Here is a 20,281-nt window from a genome sequence, read left to right on the forward strand (position 1 = left end):
CGCGCTCATGGATTGATAATGATTACTGGTCTCAAGGGGCGTCTGGCCTCGATGCTCGGCGGCCTGATGGCGATCCTCGTCGTCGCGGTCGCGCCGATGGCGCACGCGCAAGAGGCCAGCTCGGCCCAGACCACCTGGCGATTGCTCGACTATCTGTCGGTCGACTACGCCGGCGCGGTGAAGGACGGCAAGGTCATCAGCCCGTCCGAATATGCCGAGATGAACGAGTTCGCCGGCCAGGTGCGCGAGCGCATCTCCGGCTTGCCCGCCACCAAGGCCCAGCCAGCCCTCCTGGCCAAGGCCGAGAGCCTGCAGGCGACCATCGCCGCCAAGCAGGATCCGGCCGTGGTTTCGGCGCGGGCTCACGCGCTGGCCAACGATCTCCTGGCGGCCTACCCGACGCCTCTGGCCCCCAAGCGCGCGCCGGACCTGGCGCGCGGCGCGGCGCTCTATGCCGAAAACTGCGCGGCGTGCCACGGGGCGACGGGCAAGGCCGATGGACCCAGCGCCGTGGGCCTGGACCCGCCGCCCATCGCCTTCGCCGACGTGGAGCGCGCCCGCCAGCGCAGCGTCTTTGGTCTCTATCAGGTGATCCAGCAGGGGCTCGACGGCACGGCCATGGCCAGCTTCGCGCATCTGCCGTCAGACGATCGCTGGGACCTGGCCTTCTATGTCGGCCGTTTTGCCTTCACCGACGCCGAGGCCGCCGCCGGCGAGACGTTGTGGAACGAGGACGTCGCCGTCCGGGCGCGTTTTCCTGACCTGCAGACCCTGACCCAGACCACGCCGGCCGCCCTGGCCAGCGCCGTTGGCGAGACCAAGGCGCGGGCCCTGACCGCCTACCTGCGCCGCCATCCCGAAGTGGTCATCCGCACCGGCGGCGGCTCGCTCGACGTCGCCCGCCAGAAGCTTGCCGCCAGCCTCAAGGCCTATGAGGCCGGCGATCGCAAGGCCGCCGCCGATCTGGCCTTGGCCGCCTATCTCGACGGCTTCGAACCCGTCGAGCCGTCGCTCGGCGCGCGCGATCCGGCCCTGATGCGGCGGATCGAGGGCGCCATGGGCGACGTGCGCGGCGCCATCGGCAAGGCCGCGCCCGCAAGCGAGGTCAAGGCACAGATCGAGCGCCTGGACGCTCTATTCGCCGCCGCGGCCCGGGCTTTGGCGCCGGAGAAGGCCAGCGGCCTGTCGAGCTTCGCCGGCGCCTTCACGATCCTGCTGCGCGAGGGGCTGGAGGCGCTGCTGATCGTGGTGGCGATGATCGCCTTCCTGCGCAAGGCCGAGCGGTCGGACGTCCTGCCCTACGTCCACGGCGGTTGGATCGCGGCCCTGGCCGCGGGCGGCCTGACCTGGGCGGCGGCGACCTTCTTCATCTCGATCAGCGGCGCCAGCCGTGAAATGACCGAAGGCTTCGGCTCCGTGATCGCCGCGGCGGTGCTGATCTCGGTGGGGCTGTGGATGCACGGCAAGGCCCAGGCCGACGCCTGGCAGGTCTATATCCGCGAGAAGCTGTCCCACGCGCTGTCCAAGCAGTCGGCCTGGTTCCTGTTCCTGCTGGCCTTCATCGTTGTCTATCGCGAGGTCTTCGAGACCATCCTCTTCCTGACCGCGCTCTGGACCCAGGGCGGGGCAGGGGCCGTGCTGGCCGGCGTTGGCYGCGCCATCGTCGTTCTGGCCGCCATCGCCTGGGCCATGCTGCGATTCTCCAAGCGCCTGCCGATCGGCAAGTTCTTCGAGTATAGCGCCATCCTGATGGCGATCCTGGCCGTGGTCCTGGCCGGCAAGGGCGTGGCCGCCCTGCAGGAAGCAGGACTTCTGGACCTGCATCCGTTGGCCCTGCCGCGCATGGAGCTGCTGGGCTTCTTCCCGACGATTGAAGGCGTGGCGTCGCAGGCGTTGACGCTTGTCATTCTGGTCGGCGGCTTTTGGTGGTCGCAGCGGAGCGCGAGAAGAACGATGGGATGAGGTTCGGCGATTGCGGTGAGGCTGCTGCCGGGCGATCGGCTCGATGAGCCCAATGTTTGTAATTATGTAACGCGTTCACGCGTTGCAGGTTGGCTGTTAAGAGGGCGAATGGCGCGACTGTCGACATGGCTGAAACACACGATGGGGGCGATCTTCGCTTGCCTCGTGCTGTGTCTGTCGCTCGTGCCGACGCTCGATAGTATGGTTTGCTCATCGGATACTTCGGCGGTGGAGTTGGTGCAAACCACGCCCGGGCAGCAAGTCACCGATCCGGCTCATAACCATGGCGGCAATGGGCAGCGTGAAACTGGCGGCGACGCCTGTATCCACGGCCATTGCCATCAAAGTGTTTCTCCAGCGTCGCCAATCATTGTGCGGCAGGTTGTCGCCCAGATCAGCGGCGCAAATCTAGCGCCCGCCGAAACGGGCTTGCCGCCCTCGAATCTTCCCGACGGTCCGAAAGAACCTCCCCGCGCCTGACGTGGCCGCGCCCTCGCGCGCGTGACCGCCATCGTCAGTAACGCAATCTGGGATTTTCCATGTTCTCCCGTCTTGCCCGGCCCGCCGTCTTCGGCGCGGTTGCGGCGCTCGTCGGCTTCGGCGCGCCCCTGCGCGCCTTCGCCGAACCTGTCACCCTGGCCGACGCGTTGTCGCGCGCCCAGACCCAATCACCGATCGTGACCGCGGCCCAGGCCTCGGTCACCGCAGCCGAAGGTCGTGCCCGTCAGGCCGGCCTGATGCCCAACCCAGAAGCCGGCCTGCAGGCTGAGAACTTCGCGGGTTCTGGTCCCTATGGCGGCTTCGGTTCGACCGAAACCACCCTGACGGTCAGTCAGCGGCTGGAACTGGGCGGCAAGCGCCGCACTCGCGCCGCCGCCGCCGACGCTGAAGTGGATGCCGCCCGTATCAGCTTCGCTATGGCCAAGGCCGACCTTAGCCAGGAAGTTACGGTGCGCTACGCCGAGGCCCAGGCCAGCGAGGACCGTCTGGTGCTGGCCCGCGAAACGGCGCAGCGCGCCGAGGGCCTTTCCAGCGTCGCAGCCACCCTGGTCGAGAGCGGCCGCGAGCCGCCGCTTAGGGCTCTGCGCGCCGAGGCCGCCAGCCGCGAGGCCGCCGCCGCCGTCATTGCCGCCGAGGCCGAGGCCCTGGCGGCCCGTAGGGCGCTGGTCTCCCTCTGGGGAGAGGCCAATGTCGCCGTCGAACTGACGGACGTGGCGCCTGCCGAGCGCAAGACCACCCTCGTCGATCCTGGCGAAACGCTCGACGTGCGCCTGGCGCGCGCCGAGAAGGCGACGGCGCAGGCGGTCATCGATCGCGAGCGCGCAGCGGGTCGTCCTGACCTGACCGTCCAAGCCGGCGTGCGACGCTTCGAGCAGACGGGCGACTCCGCCGTGACCGTCGGCTTTACCGCTCCGATCCCGGTGCTCAACCGCAACCAGGGCAACGTCGCTGCCGCCCGCGCCGACGCCACGGCCGCCGAAGCTAAGGAGCGCCTGGCGCTGGTGCGTTCGGTCCGGACGATCAACGACGCCGAGGCCTCGCTGCGCGCGGCCGACGCCAAGCTGGCCGTCCTGGACGGCAAGATCGTCCCGCAGGCCCAGACCGCAGTCGACCTTTCCCGGAAGGGCTTCGAGGCCGGGAAGTTCTCCCTTCTCGAAGTGCTCGACGCCCAGACGGCGCTGACCGCCGCCCGTACCGACCTCATCGCCGCGCGCCTCGATCGCGCCAAGGCCCTGGCCGCGCTCGAACGCGCCGCCGCTCAATAGGGGATTTTCTTGATGAAGACCCAAGACCGGAAGACCCTGCTCACCGCTGTCGCGGTCAGCAGCCTCCTCGCCGTAGGCGTCGGTGCGCTAGCCGGCCGTACGCTCCTGGCCCCGGCCGAAAAGCCGGCCGCTGCCGCCCCCGCCGAAGAAGATCACAAGGGTGAAAAGCCGCACGTCGCCATGAGCGGCGATCGGATCGCCTCGGAGAATATCCAGGTGGTCACCCTGGCCGCCGGCGGCCTCGATGCCGCGATCGTCACCCAGGCCACCGTGGCCGCCACGCCAAATGGCGCGGCGACCCTGGCGGCGCGCGCCGACGGCGCTGTGGTGCGCATCGTCAAGCGCCTTGGCGACAGCGTTGCGGCCGGCGAGACCATCGCCGCGATTGAAAGCCGAGACGCCGCCGCCATCAGCGCCGAACGCTCGGCCGCCGCGGCCAAGGCCACGGCCGCGCGCCAGGCCTTGGTGCGCGAGAAGAAGCTTTTCGACGCCAAGATCACCGCGCGTCAGGATCTTGAGGCTGCCCAGGCCGAGGCCGCCATCGCCGATGCAGAACTGCGCCGCGCCAGCAGCGCCGGGGCCGCCGCCGGGGTCTCGGGCAACGGCCGCACGATCGCCGTGACCAGCCCGATCTCGGGCCGCATTACCGGCTCCAATGCCGTGCTCGGCGCCTACGTCACGGCCGGGACCGAACTCTTCCGGGTCGCCGACCCGGCCAAGATCGAGGTCCAGGCCGCTCTGCCGGCCGCCGACGCTTTGCGCGTCAAGCCGGGCGATATCGCCAGCGTCGAGACCGCCACGGGTTCGATCCCGGCAGTCGTCCGTTCGGTGACCCCGGGCCTGGACGCCGAGAGCCGCTCGGCCACCGCCGTCCTGACCCTGTCGTCAGGCGCTTCGGACCTGGCCCCTGGCCAGGCCCTGCGCGCTCGCATTACTCCGCGCGGGGCCGCCGTCGATGCTGGCCGGTTCGCAGCGCCAGACGAGGCCGTCCAGTCCGTCGAGGGCAAGGACGTTGTCTTCGTGCGCACCAAGACTGGCTTCGAACCGCGGCCGGTGAAGATCGGCCGCCGTGGCGGCGGCCAGGTCGAGATCGTCTCGGGCGTGAAGGTCGGTGAGCAGATTGCCGGCAAGGGCGCCTTCCTGCTGAAGGCCGAGATGGCCAAGGGGGAGGCCGAACATTGATCGGGCGCATCCTCGACCTATCGGTTCGCTTCCGCTGGGCGGTCGTGGCGCTCGTCGCGCTCGTCGCCTCCATCGGTATCCTCAATCTGGTCCGCCTGCCGATCGACGCGGTGCCGGACATCACCAACAAGCAGGTTCAGATCAACACCGTCGCCTCGACCCTGGCTCCGGCCGAGGTTGAGAAGCTGGTCACCTACCCGGTGGAGACCGCCATGGCCGGTATCCCCGGCCTGGAGTCCACGCGCTCGATCTCGCGCAACGGCTTCTCGCAGGTGACGATCGTCTTCAAGGAGAAGACAGACATCTACTTCGCCCGCCAGCAGGTGGCCGAGCGCCTGACCCAGGTTCGCCAGAGCCTGCCGGCCGGCGCCGAGCCGGCGATGGGCCCGATCTCCTCAGGCCTGGGTGAGGTCCTGATGTGGACCGTCGCCTTCGAGCATCCGGGCGGCAAGGGCGCCAAGGCCAAGGACGGCGAGCCCGGCTGGCAGTCCGACGGGGCCTACCTGACCCCGACGGGCGAGCGCCTCGCCGACCCGACCGCCCAAGCAGCCTATCTGCGCGAAGTGCAGGACTGGATCGTCCGGCCACAGATGCGTTCGGTGCCTGGCGTCGCCGGCGTCGACTCCATCGGCGGGTTCGAGAAGCAGTTCGTGGTTCAACCGGACGCCAGCCGCATGGCCGCCTATGGCGTGTCGTTCAGCGAACTGGCCACCGCCCTTGAAGCGGCCAACCTCGCGGTCGGCGCCAACTTCGTCGAGCGGGGAGGGGAGGCCTTCCTGGTCCGCGCCGATGCTCGCGTCAAATCGGTCGACGAGATCGCCCGCGCCACTGTCGCCAACCGCGGCGGCGTGCCCGTGTTCGTCCGCGACGTCGCCTTGGTCCGCATTGGCGGCGCCCTGCGTACCGGTGCGGCCTCGGAGAACGGCGAAGAAGTGGTCGTCGGTACGGTGCTGATGCTGACCGGCGAAAACAGCCGATCGGTGGCGGCCGCCTCGGGCAAGATGCTGGCCGAAGTCACCAAGTCGCTACCCGCCGACGTCAAGGCCCAGGTGGTTTACGACCGCTCCAAGCTGGTCGGCGCTACAATCAAGACCGTCGAGAAGAACCTCGTCGAAGGCGCTCTGCTCGTCATCGTCGTGCTCTTCCTGCTGCTGGGCAACTTCCGCGCCGCCCTGATCACCGCCCTGGTGATCCCGCTGTCGATGCTGATGACCGCTATCGGCATGAACAAGCTGGGCGTCTCGGGCAACCTGATGAGCCTTGGGGCTCTGGACTTTGGTCTCATCGTCGATGGCGCGGTGATCATTGTCGAGAACAGCCTGCGTCGTCTGGCCGAGCGCCAGCATCACGAAGGCCGTCTGCTGACCCTGTCGGAACGGCTTGCTGAAACCCGCGAAGCGGCCCGTGAAATGATCTCCCCGACCGTCTACGGTCAGGCGATCATCCTGCTGGTCTATGCGCCGCTGCTGACGTTCACCGGCGTCGAGGGCAAGACCTTCTCGCCGATGGCGATCACGGTGATGCTGGCCCTGGCCGGCGCCTTCATCCTGTCGCTGACCTTCATCCCCGCCATGATCGCGCTGCTCATCCGCGGCAAGGTCGCTGAGAAGGAAGTGGCGGCCGTTCGCTGGACCAAATCCCGCTATGAGCCGCTGCTGCGCAAGGTTGTCGATCGTCCGCTGCCGGTGATCGTCGCCTCGATCGGCATCTTCCTGGCCGCGGCCGTGACCTTCAACTTCCTGGGTCGCGAGTTCACGCCCCAGCTCGACGAGAAAGACATGGCCATTCAGGCCCTGCGCATCCCGTCGACGTCGCTGGAGCAGTCGCTGCGTATGCAGCGGCGGATCGAACGCCAGATCGCCACCTTCCCGGAAGTGGCCTTCGTCTACTCCAAGACCGGTACGGCCGAGGTCGCCAGCGACCCGATGCCGCCCAACGCCGCGGACAGCTTCGTCATCCTCAAGCCCAAAGAAGAGTGGCCCAACAAGAAGGAAACCAAGGCCGAGCTGATCGGCCGTATCGAGAACAAGCTCGAAGGCCTGACCGGCAACGCCTACGAGTTCAGCCAGCCGATCCAGATGCGCTTCAACGAGCTCATCGCCGGCGTGCGTGGCGACGTGGCCATCAAGGTCTACGGCGACGACCTCGAAGCCATGACCCGGACGGCCGAGGAGATCGCTGGTGTGCTGCGCACCGTCAAGGGCGCGGCCGACGTCAAGGTCGAGCAGACCTCGGGCTTCCCAACCCTGGATGTCCAGCTCGATCGCGACGCCATCGGCCGCTTTGGCCTGACGGTCGAGGAGGTCGCCGACACCCTGGCCGTGGCGATGGGTGGTCGTGAAGCCGGCCTCGTCTTCCAGGGCGACCGGCGCTTTGACGTCACCGTTCGCCTGCCGGACGCCAGCCGCAACGATCTGGACGCGGTGGGCGCCTTGCCGGTGATGCTGCCGGAGCGCGCCGGTGGCGGACCGCGAGCCTCGGTGCCGCTGCGCGACGTGGCCAAGTTCTCCTACTCGGAGGGGCTTAACCAGGTCAGCCGCGAGAACGGCAAGCGTCGGGTCGTCGTCCAGGCCAACGTCCGTGGCGCCGACCTTGGCTCGTTCGTCGGCGAAGCCCAGGAGAAGATCGGCCAGCAGGTCACCCTGCCGACCGGCTCCTGGCTGGTCTGGGGCGGTCAGTTCGAGAACCTCAAGGCCGCCCAGGCGCGCCTGGGCCTCGTGGTGCCACTGTGTTTCCTGCTGATCTTCGGCCTGCTGTTCATGGCCCTGGGCGGCGTCGCGCCGGCTGCGGCGGTGTTTTCGGCCATTCCGCTGGCCCTGGCCGGCGGGGTGTTCGCGCTGGCGCTGCGAGGTATCCCGTTCTCGGTCTCGGCCGCGGTCGGGTTCATCGCGCTCTCCGGTGTGGCGGTGCTCAACGGCCTGGTGATGATGACCGCAATCCGCCAGCGCCTGGTCACAGGCCTTCCCCTGAAGGACGCGATCATCAACGGGGCCATGGAGCGCCTTCGACCTGTGATGATGACGGGCCTGGTCGCCTCGCTGGGGTTCGTTCCCATGGCGCTGGCGAGCGGCACCGGCGCGGAGGTCCAGCGTCCGCTGGCCACCGTCGTCATCGGCGGCCTGATCACGGCCACGGCCCTGACCCTTTTCGTCCTGCCCGCTATCTGCCGCTTCGTCCTGCGCAAGGCCGAGCGTCAGCAAGCGGCTGCGCCCCAGATCTAAGGAGGACGTGATGATTCCTGGAAACGCACTGCTGCTGCGGATCTACACCGACGAGAATGCGATGTCGGGCGACCGTCCGTATTTCGAGGCTCTCGTCGATCGCGCTCGCCTGGTCGGGCTGGCCGGGGCCACGGTTCTGCGTGGCCTGAGGGGCTTTGGGGCCTCGAGCATCATGCACGGCGCAGGCGGGTTTCATCTGAACTCGAACCTGCCGGTGGTGGTCGAGATCGTCGATGAGGAGGCCAAGATCCGTCCCTTCATCGATGGGCTGGAGCAKGGCGACGAGATCGGTCTCGTCACTCTGGAGAAGGTGGAAGTGGTCCGCTACGGCGGTCACCGCATCCCCTACGTGTAAGGGTGTCGCGGCGCGCTGAGCTCGTCTCGGCGCGCCGATCCCCGATTTTCGGGAAATCGCTATGACGATTGTCGTCGAACACCATTGCAACATCGACGCAACACCCGAAGCGGTGTGGCGATCGCTTACCGACTTTCCTCATTGGGCCGATTGGCATCCCCACCGCGCGCTACTTGGTGAGGCTAAGCTTCATGCGCGGGTCGTCCATATTTTGCGACAGCCATCGGCCGGACGCCGTCGAACCCCATCCACGATCGACGTGCTGGAGGAAGGCCGCTGCCTCAGTTTCCGGTTCGGTCGCCGATGGTATGGCTACAGCTTCGAGCGCTTTTGTCTGGAGCCTCGGAAATCCGGGACGCGGCTGATCCAGGTGACGCAAACGCCGCTTTGGATGGTGAAGCTTCAGCGCGGGCCGAACGTGCATGAAGCCGCTGTACGAAACGCCTGCGAGCAGGTCGCTTTGGCGTTGTGCCGGCGACTGAAGCCAGGTCGAGGCCAGCCGCGCGGTCGTCTGAGCCATCGCGGCAGACTCTAGAGTTGATTTTTACGGACGGGAAAGCCGTCGATCGCCTTCAAAAGGAGCACGCCCTCATGGGAGCTGGACACGATCATGGCGCTGGGCAGACCAATGCCCGGCGGCTGACCATAGCCTTGGCGCTGACCTCAACGTTCCTGGTCGCCGAGGTGGTTGCCGGCTTGGCCTTCAACAGCCTGGCGCTGCTGTCGGACGCGGCGCACATGTTCACCGACGCGGCCGCCCTGGCCATAGCCTTGACGGCGATCAGGATCGGGCGGCGCAAACCCACGGACACCTTTACTTTCGGCTATCGCCGCTTTGAGATCCTGGCGGCGGCGTTCAACGCCGTGCTCCTGTTCGCCGTGGCGATCTATGTGCTGGTCGAGGGGATCAAGCGGATCGTCGATCCCGAGCCCGTGCAGTCCATGGGCATGTTGGTGGTTGCCGTGCTGGGTCTGGGCATCAACCTGATCGCGATGCGGCTCCTGAGCGGGGCCAAGGACACGAGCCTCAACGTCAAAGGCGCCTATCTGGAAGTCTGGGCTGACATGCTGGGGTCGCTTGGCGTGATCGCCGGCGCCATCGTCATCCGCCTGACTGGCTGGCGGTTCGTTGACCCGATCGTGGCCATCGGCATCGGTCTTTGGGTGTTGCCGCGAACCTGGATTCTGCTGAAAGACTCGACCCGCATTCTGCTGGAGGGCGCGCCGGCGGGGTTGGCGCTGGCCAAGGTCCGGATGAGCATCGAGGCCATCTCGGGAGTGGCCGCCTCCCACGAGCTTCACATTTGGACGACCGGGGCTGACGAGGCCATTTGTACGGTGCACGTCGTCCTGACCGATCAGGCCGACGGCGAAGCGGTTCGCCGCGCCGTTTGCGAGCGGCTTGCCGCTGATTTTGATCTTCACCACGTGACGGTTCAGGTGGAGGCGTCATCCTGCCAGCCGGGGGGACACGGCTAGGGGCGCTGTCCTGGTCAGGAATGGGGAGGGCGAGTTTGTCCATGCGATATGAGCTGACCGCACGCGTTGTGGGCGGGGCGCCGCCCACAATTGGTCTGGAATCTGTGGAGTTCGAGGCTATCGGGCGCGCCGTCGATGGTCTGCGGGACATCTTCTGGATCGAGGAGATCTACGACGCCGTCACCCAGAACTACCGGGCCTATGAGGAAGGGCAGGTTCTGATCACGCTGGCCCACGCTCTTGGCTCCGAAGAGGGGTGGGACGAGATCGATGATGCGCGGCGCGGCTCAGCCCGGCTCCTCGATAACCTTCTCAGCACCGCCCGGGCCTTTCTCGATAGCGCGCCGCAGCGAATGCGCTCGATCGGCGGCGATGCGCTGATGGCGGCGTTCAAGGCGGCGACATCACGGGTCTACGACGACAGCCGCGCCTATCGGTTCATGGACGCTTTGCGCAACTATTCCCAGCACCGCGGCAGCAGCATCAGCGCCATGACGTTCGACCACAAGCGTCAGCCCGCCGGCGAGGACGGTAAGGATTTTAAGCTGGTCTATTCGATCAGGCCTCGCCTGCGCGTCGATGATGTCGAGATGACGTTCAAGGCCCAAGTCCGGCCGCTGCTGCAGGCCCTCAAGGACGACAAGGGCATGATCGACATCACGCCTCTTGTTCGCGAGTACCTGGTGGGTCTGAACCGGATCATGTTGGAGACCCGTGACTTGATCGCGCCGTTCGAGGCGGGCTTCTACGCCGTGCAGGACGATGCGGTTTCACGCTTGGAGGCGGTCTGGCCCGAGGCGCTGGACTATCCGGTGGCGGTGAAGGTGCTGGGCGAGGACGAGGTGGTTTCCCACTTTCTCGCCATCAGCCAACCCGAACGGACCGGCCGTCTGCGCAAGCGCAATGGCAAGATCGCGCACCTGCCGCGTTTGCAGTTGATCAGCTAGTCGCCGACGGCTCGTCCGGGGGACGCGGGCCTTCGGGCCGGAAGGCTTGGCCGATCTTCAAGGTACGCGCGGCCACGCCGAAAACGGGGCGAAGGCGTCGGGGGAGTAGACGCCTTGGATGTGACTGAGGGGGATCGGGTGCGGCGTCGAGAACAGTCCCGCTTCCTGGGTCAGGAACCAGCCGTTGGTGCTCGGAACCCGCTTGGACTGCACGAGCTGTCGGTTCACGTCCCAATCCACGCCGAGCACGGCCGGTTTCGCGCACGCGATGACAATAGGGTCGCCGCCTCGCCGGGCCGCCGCCTCTCGCGCGTGTTTCAACCCGATCTGCGGTGTGGCGGTGAGGCAGACGACATTCTTCGAGCCGAGCGGCCAGTGTGAAGGCGCCGAAGTGATCAGTCCTCCTGTGCGGATGGCGGAGAGAACGGTGTCGGAAGTCCCGTGGAAGAGGACGTCCGGCACGCGGCCGATGACGTCGGCCACCGGCGTACTCCAGCGGATCATTCCGCCCTGACAGACCGATTGCCGGTAGCCCAGGCCCAAGTGGCCTGTGACGCCGGCGGCGATCGTGGAGCTGCGGGGATCGATCGAGAGCGCCCCAGTCGCCATGGCGATCTGCCCGCCCGCCCAGGAGATACGGCCAATGAGCAGGTCCTGACGCAGATGCGCGGCGACCAAGCTCGTCAGTTTAATCAGCGAACGCACTCGGATGCCGAAGTAGGTCTTCAGACGCGTACGCACCGAGGGCGGAAGAACGTTCGTCGCCGCAAAGATGTAGCAGTGCGTCGGCGAGGCCACGACGATGTCGTTGTCCGCGCGGTTTGGTAGCTCTTGGATGAGAAGCAAAGCAAGATCCTGCTGGCGGCGGTGGAGGTTCCAAAGTCCGGTTGGCCGGGATCAGCCGTGGCTGGCGAACACCCGCGTGCGACCGGCTCGGTCAAGAACGAGCAGGGTGTCGAAGCGTTGGCGCGCGCCGCCGGGCTGCTCCATCCCCGGGGAGCCGATCGGCATGCCGGGCACGGCGAGACCCAGAGCCTTGGGCCGCTCCTTCAGGAGCCGGGTGACGTCGGCGGGCGGCACGTGACCTTCGAGCGCGTAACCGCCGACCATGGCGGTGTGGCAGGAGGCCAGAGCATCTGGAATGCCGAACTTGGCCCGAACGGGGGCGAGGTCTTCGCGCTCGACGATGGTGGGCGTAAAGCCTGCCCGGCGCATGTGCGTGACCCAGCCGGTGCAGCAGCCGCAATAGGGGGTCTTATAGACCGTCAACCCTCGCGCCTGGCCAAGAGCGGGGGCGGCGAGGCCGGCGAAACCGGCGGCCAGCAGCAGGCGCCGGCTGAGCCGATGGACGGGGTGAGGCTTGGGCGTCATGGTTGTACTCATACCAGGGCTATACGCCCGGGAGGACACCACCCCTTGGATTTTCTCGACGCCTGTCAGAACCCGTTATTCGATCAGTTTGGTGAGATCCAGCGGCTTGAGATGATCGTCGGGAGGGGTCGAGGTCTTTGGAAACTGGCGGCGCAGGGTGCGAGCCACGTCCCCGATCGCATCGGCTCTGGGGAGGGCGTAGTGGATCAGCAGAGCGACCACATCCTTGCTCGAGAACGAGCGACCTCGCCGGCGTTCGGCATGAAGCCCCTGCAGGCCGTTTCGCCAGGCGACGAGCGCCAGGGCCGGGTCGATCTGGTCGAATAGGGTGGAGAGCCCGGCAGGATCGCGCTCTGCGATCAGCGCCAACAGGATCGCAGCTTCGCTCCAGTAGGAGGGGCTGGCCTGGGTTAGGTTCTTGGCCATTGCCGCGTAGTGCGGCGCGAGCATAGCGCGCAGCAGGTCCGGCCGGGACGCTGCCAGCCTCCCTGCCACCAGGGCGGCTTTCAGCCATTCGACGCTGCTGTAGGGACAGATCGCCACCTGCTTGCCGGCCTGGACGTGGCGGATGGTCGTGTCCGGATTGAGATACGCAAGGTGGAGTGAGAGCTGAGCAATACGTGGTTCGTTTTGCTCGATCAGGGCTTTGACGGCGTTGTGGCCGGCTGGCAGCATTGACGCGACGCCCAGAAGCATCCGGGCGTCACCGATCTCATTCTCCCAGCCCTCGCCGATCGTCGCGTTCACCGCTTTCCAGTCTAGGGCTAGCACCGTGGCTTCGAATTGCTTGGGCGCGACTTTTTGCATGAACAGCAGAAGGCCCGCAGCGGTCTGGAAGTTTCGTGGTGCGCTGAGCGATAGCTTTGCGGCGAGGTCGCTGGGTTTCCAGCAGCGGCACAGCTGACGCGCCACCTGTTTCATCCGCTTGGTGGGGGCCAGCTTCCCGACGTACACCCCAAGGACGTCGTGCAGTCGAAGCGTGTCGCGAACGATGTCGTTGAGTTCATGGAACGCATACAGCGGGTCGGCGCGAACCCTTTCTGCGATCGCCGGGAGAAGCGCTTCAACCAAGTCCAGGCCCAAGGCTTCGTCTAAGTAAAAGAGATGCTGACAGTAGCTCGCAGCCGACGAGAGCCAGGCGTCGGCGGGCCACGACGAAACCAGCGTAAAGCACCGTTGGCGATCCAGCTTTCCAAGGAATTCGGTGTTCCAGGCCTTGTCGCTCCAAGACCGGAGCGCGGAGACAAGCTCAGTGATTTCGGACGCATAAAGCGCTGGCGCCGCATTGATCGCATTGGCGATTGTGGCGGCCGAGACCCGTTGGCGCAGCGCTGCCGCGGTCCCCTCGTGTTCCGAGCTTCGGCTGATCACGGCGCTCAAGGCATAACACGCGCCTTCGGGGGCGCTTTCGACCCAGCCAGCGAACACATCAAGATGCGCCTCGAAGTCAGCCATGGCGTCGGAAAGCTCGGAGCTGGATTCGTTGAAAAACCAGCAGGCTTCCCGGATCTCGGCGGTCRTCGCCGCAGTCCACGCGCGTGATCGCGCAAAGCCAAGCGCGGCTGGAGAGAGCAGGGGGCGCCAGCGTCCGTAGTCGCGCCCGAAGGTCAGTTCTCGCAGCAGCAAAGCAAATCCCCCCAACGGCAAGGCGGGGTCGGTAAGCGCCGCGGTGATCAGGCGGCCAATCAGGGCGCGGCCCTCGGCGGTTTGGCCGTCGAGAATCCGGTCGAGCAGCGCGCCCGCGAGGCGCTGGTGGGGGCAGCGCAGATCGTTCTCGCTGAGGAGAAGGCGCTGGCCGACCAGCCAGGCGACGGCGGCCTTCACCTGTTCGGGGTGCAGCTCACCGCCGACCAGGGTTTGCAGTTGGGGCAGGGCGCAGGGCGCATCGCGGGACGCCAGCTGACGAACTGCCGCCGCCGCCAGCACCAGATCAGCCGAGGCGGCCCTGGCCGAGTCGGCCATCGACCGGGCGCGGCGCCAGCCGCCGCCCAGGGTGAAGCAGAACTGCCACGGAAAGTCGGCCGCCTCGGCCGCTTCCAGGCGATGCTCGAGCCTTTCGTCTCCAATGCGATCGCCGACGCGATGATCAGCGGCCTTGACCGCCGCGAGAGTCTGCTCCGGCGTTGCACGAAGCCCGGCGGCGATCACCTTGACCGCGCGCTTGGCGTCCAGATGGACGGTTCCTGGAGCGCTCGTCTTACCGTCCAGGGAGGTGTGGGTCGTCAGAAGCCGGCGCCTGGCGTCTGTCGCTTCTTCCAGCACGCGCAGCTGGCCTGGATTGGCCAGATGAGCATCGTCAATCAGATAGATCGTTCGTTCGTCGTCGGCGGCGAAGGATGGGATGGCGCCCGTCGGGTCGAGCAGGCGCATGACACGCCATCCATGGGCGCGTAGCGCGTGCGCTGTCTGCAGCGCACAGATCGATTTGCCGGCGCCGGCGACTCCGGCCAGGCGGGCGCTTCCCGCACGAGCCAGGTCCTCCAGCAGTGTCGATACCTCGGGCAGGGTGGGGCAGGCGACCACATCGGCGGGACCCAGCGGTCTCCCCATCAGGGCCGGTCCGAGTCCCCGCTGCGCCTCGAACCGAACCTCCACCCAGTCGAGGGCTGATGTTTGGGGCGGGGTATGCCCCGTGGCGCCCCTGATGGCTTGGAGGAGATCGGCGAGTTGGCCGTTTGAGGGCAGGCCCTTCAACGTCGCCAAGACCTGCCGCAGGACGCCGGAATGCTCGGGATAGAAAGCGCTGATCACGTTCGGCTGCAGAGCGATCAACGCCAGCATCGTCTCCCACCCGAACGCGACCACCGGGAAGAGGCCTTGGGCGAGGCGTTGTTCGGAAACGGCCTGGGCATGGCGTTGGAGGGGGCCGTCGTCTGGCGCCGTTGTTACGAAGGTCCAATGGCCGAGCGGTGGACTGAAGAGCTCGGCCTTGGCCAGTTCAGCGTCGAACTCCTCAATCGTCGCAACGGCGCCGTAGTTGACGTTCTTGCCTTTGCACTGGACGCCGAAAGTTTTCCCAGGTGAGTCCACCGGGTTGCCGAAGACGTCGACACCGAACTGCTTTTGCCCCGAGCGCCCGTGACGGCGGGCGTGTGGATCGGACCAAAGCTCGGCGAACACCGCGCGGGTCAGCTCCTCGAACTTGTCCCAGGATCGCGGGGGTGCGATCTGCTTGTCGAGAAAGTCCATGGCGGCGCGGGGCGTCCCAGCATGCAGGCGACCGATGAATCGGCCCGTGGCCTATCAGCAAAATGGAGCTGCGCCTTGAGTGCAACCCAGGATCGGGAGCTGGCGTCTAGGTGAGCCGGTGGGAGACTTTCTCAAGCGCTGCAACGCCGGATCCGAAACGGGCCATCGCGTCGCGATGCTGCTCCAGCGCGCTGTAGGGCAGGTAGCGCACGCTCAGGTCCGCGATCCGGCTGAAGGCCGGGCGGGCGATCTGCGCACGCACGTCCGCTTCACGCTTGTCTGGCGCGACGAGGAACAGGCTGTGGAGGCCGCTTGCGTCGCCGCCCAGGGCGAGGTCCAGCATCCGCACGATCCCGGAATAGATCGAGGTGGTGTGCTCCACCTCGAAGGCGGCCACGATGGCGCCCGCCGTGTTCAACCACAGCACATCGATCAGGCGGACCGCTTCGGCGCCTGGGCGGCTATCAAGCGCCGGTGGCAATCGCTCCATACAGTGATCGCCCAGGCGGCCGGGACCGCACGGCCGCCCGCGGTCGTTTTGGGCGATCCAGACGTCGTAGCCGAGCGCGCGCCCTAGATCGCGTAGCCAGCCCTGGATTTCGGTATGGGTCCGCGCGTCCGCCTCAGCCGCCGAGGGTTTGGCGGCCTGGGCGCGAACTTTGGCCAAATCCGCTGCCCAGTCAGCTCGCGCAACGGCGTCATTGGTTCGCGGGGGCGGCGCATAGAGTCCGACGCCCAAGTCGAAACAGAACGCTGCTGCCGCTCCAAGGTCGTTGGATAGCAGGTCCCGGTGTTTGCTATTGAACGCGATCAGACCCTGCCGCATCGCAAGGTACTCATCCCATCGGCCAAGCTTCACGTTGGCGCCAGTCAGGGCGTTGTAGCCGCGCACGATCGCGGTATTGAACGGCGGAGCTATGGTCGGGTGCAAGAAGTAGAGGATGTTGGCCACCGCTGGACCCAGGCCTTTGATCTTCAGCGCATCGATCCGGCGGATTTCCGCCAGGACGTGCTCTTCGGTGTCGCAACAGACGCAGGCGTCCAGCAACCGGCCGAAGGCGCGCTGGTTTCCTGGGTGCTCATAGATGTCGGGGATCCGCAGTTTGGGCTTCCACAGAAAGGCATGGTCTGCCCCCTTGAACACCTGTCGCTGCTCGGCGATCGAGTGGACGACAGTCTCTAGGGACGACCCGCGGTAGGTCACGCCAAATCGCTCCGCCTCGATCTCGGCGGCGACTTGCTGGACGCCTCGTCGGATCGATCGGAAGTTCTTCAGGCGATCCTCCCAAAGAAACCAACTTTGATAGGCGCCGCTTGGATCGTTCCGCCAGCGGCTCAGCAGTTCACGCGTCAACTCGTCGGACAATCCCGTTCCCCCTCTTAAGATATGCCCGCTCGGAGCGCTGATCTGCGATTACGAGCTCTCCTGCGTACGGAGATGTCGGACGCCACACCTCAGTCATGGACCGTGCGCGCGGGGGCGAGGCTATTGTGGATGGCGGTCGCGGCGATCGCCGCCTCACCGACGGCGACGCTGATCTGGTTAAGACCTCGCGCGACGTCCCCCGCGGCATAGATGGTTGGAAGGTTCGTGCGCTGGTGCTCATCGACGAGGATACATCCTGATCGGTCGACGCCGACGCCAATCGCCTGGGCGAGGTCCGATTGCGGCTTGACGCCCAGGGCGCCATAAACGACCTCGAAGGGATCGAGCGCCAAGCCATCCATCCGCCGGGCACGCAGCCGACCACGCTCCACCATCAGGTGGTCGGACTGAACAGAAATCAGCGGTATGTTCGCTGCATCGAGAGCCTCGCGACTGCTACGCGAGACCTCATGGTTGGGACCCAGGGTCAACATGCTGACACTGGGGCTGTAGGCGCGAAGGAACAACGCCTCGTTTGCGGCGTGATCGTCCGCCCCGATGACAGCGATCCTATCCAGCATAGCTTCGAAGCCGTCACAGATCGGACAGAACCGAAGTAACCCATCACGGATCGCCTGGTCAGGCTCGGAGATTGGCGGTCGCCGGTCGACCACACCCGTTGCAAAAAGGATGGTCCGGCCGAACACAGCCCGATCGGCTATGGTCGCGCGCCAAACGGTCTCGTCGACCCGATCCAGCCGCGTTACACGGCCCGCCCACTCCACGGGGCCGAACGGCGTCAGTTGCTCGCGCAGCTGGGCAAGCAAGTCCGCCCCACGGATACCCCCGGTGAAACCCGGAACGTTGTGGCTGCGCGGGATCAACGCTGCACGGCTTTGTCCGGCGTCGGCGATCAACACGGTTCGGCGAAACCGCCGCAGATAGAGCCCCGCAGCGAGCCCGGCCGGACCCGCTCCGAGGATCAGGCAGTCGAAGATATCGTCCATCAGAAGCTCCGGATCGAGGGCATGGCCGGGTTGTCGAGGCTTGCCCTTGCACACGTCAGTGGTCGTGGCCGGGATGAGCGTCCGGTTCTTTGGGCGCCATTGTCATCCCTGGCATCGCCATGCCCGGCATCCCGCCTTCCTTCATCATCTCATCGTGGTCGGCTGGGGCGCTCTTGATGGCCGCTTGGTATTGTGCGGGAGACATCGTGGGTAACTGGCGGACAAACGCCACCATGTCCCAGATCAGCTCATCGTTGTGGGTTCGTCCCCACGCCGGCATGGCCGTCATCTTGATGCCGTGTTTGATCGCCCAGAACTGTTCACCGGCGGTGAGGTCTACGCTCTGCCAAAGCTCCGGCGCTTGAGKATAGAGCCCCTGGCTCATCTCGGTCTTTTCGAGGCCAGGCGCGAGATGGCAGCCGCTGCACATCTCGGTGTAAAGACCCGCGCCGCTCGCGATCCGCTTGGGATCGCCCAGGTTCGCTGGCGGCTTAATGTCCGCCGCCCGGACACTGATGGACCGGTCGCGCAGGGTCTGCAGCACCTTGTAGACTGGCCGCGTGTGAGGCGCGTCGGCGCCGATATTGTAAAGCCCCAAGCCTATGGTTAGGCCAACGGCCATCGCCGCTAGCAGTGCAGCTGCGCCCAGCACGACGACGATTCCGAGATGCGTTCTCGGATGTCTCAGATCCCACCCCATCACTTGCATCGGTCTTACCTCCCTTTTGAGTTCTACAAGGCTGAGATCGCCGCCACGGGCCGCGCCTGTTTCGAAAGTATGGTGAGGTCCGCCGCCGCCCCGTGCGGCTACATCGCAGCGATCCGTTGCGCGATTTGCTCCATGAATTTCTTCATCAGGGCGGCCATCATCGGCAGGAAAATCAGGAGCGTGATAAAGATCGCCACGATCTTCGGAGCGTAGACGAGCGTCTGCTCCTGGATCTGGGTCAGGGCCTGAAAAAGACCGATTGCGACGCCGACAACCAGGCCGGCGATCAAAATCGGCGCCGAGATTTCCACCGTCAGCCAGATCGCGGCTCGGGCCACGTCTAGAACTTCGGCGCCGTCCATCAGCGCCCCGGGGAGGGCGCTGGCCCCCGGAAATCACGATGTGGGTAGGAGATCCAAATCCGGTCATCGGCCTTGGGTGTGTTCGCTGCGAAGATTTCGTACGCGGTCGGTCCGACGCCAAAGGTGGCGATGAGGGGCGCCGCCGTCCCCAAAAGGGGACCGGGCCGACGCCGACGTGCGCGATCGTGTCTCGTCTTTTGGCGGACCATAGGATCCCCGCTGTCAGCGCTTTTATGGGGTTACGCATCGGGACCCGCTCACCCCTCAACGCGCGCTAAATCGTCAGATCGGGCCGTGGTTGAACCTGCGCTGGCTTCAAGCTGTCTTGGCGCTTGCGAGAAGATCGATGAGAATCTCGCTACCAAGGTGAGGAACGTTGCCAGGCGCGGTAAGCACCGCTGTCTGGTCAAGCTGAGGACAAGCCTAGAGGTCGACCAAGTACGTGATCGAAACTCCGGATCTGGCTGCTCTTGAGGTCATGGCGGCTCAGCTTGAAGCCAGCGGCCGCTATCGCCTGCTGCGTCGGCTAGAGTCCTGCACCCTGGCGCCGATCACCAACGCCGCACTGCTGAAGGACGGCGTCTACATCGATACGGAAACCACCGGGACGGATTCCTCCCGCGACGAGATCATCGAACTGGCCATGGTGCCGTTCAAATACGACGCCGATGGGCGCATTTGCGCGGTCGGTGAGGCGTTCACCGCCCTGCGCGAACCGAAAGTCCCGATCTCCGCGGAGATTACCCGGATCACCGGCATCACCAACGAAATGGTCGCTGGTCACGCCATCGATCCCAACGACGTCGCCGCCTTCATCGCCCAAGCCGCCGTGGTCATCGCCCACAACGCTCAGTTCGACCGGCGCTTCGTCGAGCGTCTGTGCGAGGCGTTCAAGCTGAAGGGGTGGGCATGCTCGATGAGCCAGGTCGATTGGGCCGGGGAGGGCTTTGAGGGGACCAAGCTTTCGTATCTCGCCAGCCAGTGCGGTTTCTTCTTTGAAGGCCACCGGGCCGAGAACGACTGCCTGGCGGGACTGGAGATCCTGGGCCGTCCGCTGAAGAGCGGTCGCACGGCGCTCTCTCATCTGCTCGAGGTCGCTCGCCAGCCGAGCTGGCGCATCTGGGCCGAACGTTCGCCTTTCGACCTGAAAGATCGGCTGAAGGCGCGTGGCTATCGCTGGAACGGCGAGGAGGGGCCAACCCCCAAGGCTTGGTACATCGACGTGGCCGAGGCTGATCGGGACGCGGAGCTGGAGTATCTCGCCAAGGAGATCTATGGCGGCGAGATCCACCTGCCGACCCGGAAAATCACGGCGTTCGAGCGCTTCTCGGATCGAATCTGAGACAGGGAGCCCGCGTTTGTCGA

General features: G+C 66.1%; 17 protein-coding genes. 10 read left to right on the forward strand and 7 right to left on the reverse strand.

Translation table 11 applies throughout. The annotated features are described in order from the left end of the window. Positions 1–18 precede the first annotated feature (18 nt). The 9 genes from AC1DCG_RS00530 to AC1DCG_RS00570 all read left to right on the forward strand — a co-directional run bounded on the left by AC1DCG_RS00530 (position 19) and on the right by AC1DCG_RS00570 (position 10,912). Positions 19–1,962 carry an FTR1 family protein gene (locus AC1DCG_RS00530; RefSeq protein WP_477041332.1) on the forward strand — a complete coding sequence of 648 codons (1,944 nt, stop codon included), beginning with the start codon at positions 19–21 and terminating at the stop codon, positions 1,960–1,962. A 108-nt stretch (positions 1,963–2,070) separates the two neighbouring features. Then, a complete protein-coding gene (locus tag AC1DCG_RS00535; RefSeq protein WP_145998337.1) occupies positions 2,071–2,442 on the forward strand; it encodes a hypothetical protein in 372 nt (123 codons plus the stop codon). A gap of 59 nt (positions 2,443–2,501) precedes the next feature. Continuing rightward, positions 2,502–3,728 carry a TolC family protein gene (locus tag AC1DCG_RS00540; RefSeq protein WP_101712419.1) on the forward strand — a complete coding sequence of 409 codons (1,227 nt, stop codon included), beginning with the start codon at positions 2,502–2,504 and terminating at the stop codon, positions 3,726–3,728. A 12-nt stretch (positions 3,729–3,740) separates the two neighbouring features. Beyond that, the gene (locus tag AC1DCG_RS00545) at positions 3,741–4,910 is read left to right on the forward strand and encodes an efflux RND transporter periplasmic adaptor subunit (protein WP_123170784.1); all 1,170 of its coding nucleotides are present in this window, start codon (positions 3,741–3,743) and stop codon (positions 4,908–4,910) included. Next, entirely contained in the window at positions 4,907–8,131 is a 3,225-nt protein-coding gene (locus AC1DCG_RS00550) for an efflux RND transporter permease subunit (protein WP_123170783.1), read from the forward strand. The genes AC1DCG_RS00545 and AC1DCG_RS00550 overlap by 4 nt, the downstream gene beginning before the upstream one ends. Before the next feature lie 10 nt (positions 8,132–8,141). Next, positions 8,142–8,486, forward strand: a complete 345-nt coding sequence (locus AC1DCG_RS00555; protein WP_477041333.1) for a DUF190 domain-containing protein — start codon at positions 8,142–8,144, stop codon at positions 8,484–8,486. A 61-nt stretch (positions 8,487–8,547) separates the two neighbouring features. After that, positions 8,548–9,021: an SRPBCC family protein gene (locus AC1DCG_RS00560; RefSeq protein ID WP_477036471.1), complete on the forward strand. Its 474-nt coding sequence runs from the start codon at positions 8,548–8,550 to the stop codon at positions 9,019–9,021. 56 nt (positions 9,022–9,077) lie between these two features. Beyond that, positions 9,078–9,965, forward strand: coding sequence for a cation diffusion facilitator family transporter (locus AC1DCG_RS00565; protein WP_477036472.1), 888 nt, complete (start codon positions 9,078–9,080; stop codon positions 9,963–9,965). Positions 9,966–10,006: 41 nt separating this feature from the next. Then, positions 10,007–10,912 carry a hypothetical protein gene (locus AC1DCG_RS00570; RefSeq protein WP_477028004.1) on the forward strand — a complete coding sequence of 302 codons (906 nt, stop codon included), beginning with the start codon at positions 10,007–10,009 and terminating at the stop codon, positions 10,910–10,912. Between the two features lie 57 nt (positions 10,913–10,969). Here the strand turns inward: AC1DCG_RS00570 and AC1DCG_RS00575 are convergent, their stop codons facing one another. The 7 genes from AC1DCG_RS00575 to fliQ all read right to left on the reverse strand — a co-directional run bounded on the left by AC1DCG_RS00575 (position 10,970) and on the right by fliQ (position 18,919). Next, a complete protein-coding gene (locus AC1DCG_RS00575) occupies positions 10,970–11,758 on the reverse strand; it encodes a hypothetical protein (protein WP_477028005.1) in 789 nt (262 codons plus the stop codon). Positions 11,759–11,809: 51 nt separating this feature from the next. Continuing rightward, entirely contained in the window at positions 11,810–12,283 is a 474-nt protein-coding gene (locus tag AC1DCG_RS00580; RefSeq protein WP_477028006.1) for a DUF411 domain-containing protein, read from the reverse strand. A gap of 75 nt (positions 12,284–12,358) precedes the next feature. After that, entirely contained in the window at positions 12,359–15,472 is a 3,114-nt protein-coding gene (locus tag AC1DCG_RS00585; RefSeq protein ID WP_477041334.1) for a hypothetical protein, read from the reverse strand. A gap of 106 nt (positions 15,473–15,578) precedes the next feature. Beyond that, complete coding sequence (locus AC1DCG_RS00590; RefSeq protein ID WP_101715353.1) at positions 15,579–16,838, reverse strand: type II restriction endonuclease; 1,260 nt, start codon at positions 16,836–16,838, stop codon at positions 15,579–15,581. An 89-nt stretch (positions 16,839–16,927) separates the two neighbouring features. Then, a complete protein-coding gene (locus AC1DCG_RS00595; RefSeq protein ID WP_477028009.1) occupies positions 16,928–17,845 on the reverse strand; it encodes an NAD(P)/FAD-dependent oxidoreductase in 918 nt (305 codons plus the stop codon). Positions 17,846–17,900: 55 nt separating this feature from the next. After that, positions 17,901–18,554 (reverse strand): c-type cytochrome, encoded by a 654-nt coding sequence (locus AC1DCG_RS00600; RefSeq protein WP_477041335.1) that lies wholly within the window; start codon positions 18,552–18,554, stop codon positions 17,901–17,903. Positions 18,555–18,652: 98 nt separating this feature from the next. Next, positions 18,653–18,919: a flagellar biosynthesis protein FliQ gene (fliQ, locus tag AC1DCG_RS00605; RefSeq protein WP_180896966.1), complete on the reverse strand. Its 267-nt coding sequence runs from the start codon at positions 18,917–18,919 to the stop codon at positions 18,653–18,655. A gap of 439 nt (positions 18,920–19,358) precedes the next feature. Between fliQ and AC1DCG_RS00610 the strand changes: the two genes are divergently transcribed. Then, a complete protein-coding gene (locus AC1DCG_RS00610) occupies positions 19,359–20,258 on the forward strand; it encodes a 3'-5' exonuclease (protein ID WP_240633744.1) in 900 nt (299 codons plus the stop codon). The last annotated feature ends 23 nt before the right edge of the window (positions 20,259–20,281 follow it).

Source organism: Caulobacter sp. 10L414, assembly GCF_056395525.1.

What these genes read in the sequence shown, in the direction of transcription:
- AC1DCG_RS00535 (WP_145998337.1), top strand. Translation starts at nt 2,071, where the DNA reads ATGGCGCGACTGTCGACATGGCTGAAACACACGATGGGGGCGATCTTC.
- AC1DCG_RS00540 (WP_101712419.1), top strand. Translation starts at nt 2,502, where the DNA reads ATGTTCTCCCGTCTTGCCCGGCCCGCCGTCTTCGGCGCGGTTGCGGCG.
- AC1DCG_RS00545 (WP_123170784.1), top strand. Translation starts at nt 3,741, where the DNA reads ATGAAGACCCAAGACCGGAAGACCCTGCTCACCGCTGTCGCGGTCAGC.
- AC1DCG_RS00560 (WP_477036471.1), top strand. Translation starts at nt 8,548, where the DNA reads ATGACGATTGTCGTCGAACACCATTGCAACATCGACGCAACACCCGAA.
- AC1DCG_RS00565 (WP_477036472.1), top strand. Translation starts at nt 9,078, where the DNA reads ATGGGAGCTGGACACGATCATGGCGCTGGGCAGACCAATGCCCGGCGG.
- AC1DCG_RS00570 (WP_477028004.1), top strand. Translation starts at nt 10,007, where the DNA reads ATGCGATATGAGCTGACCGCACGCGTTGTGGGCGGGGCGCCGCCCACA.
- AC1DCG_RS00580 (WP_477028006.1), bottom strand. Translation starts at nt 12,283, where the DNA reads ATGACGCCCAAGCCTCACCCCGTCCATCGGCTCAGCCGGCGCCTGCTG.
- AC1DCG_RS00595 (WP_477028009.1), bottom strand. Translation starts at nt 17,845, where the DNA reads ATGGACGATATCTTCGACTGCCTGATCCTCGGAGCGGGTCCGGCCGGG.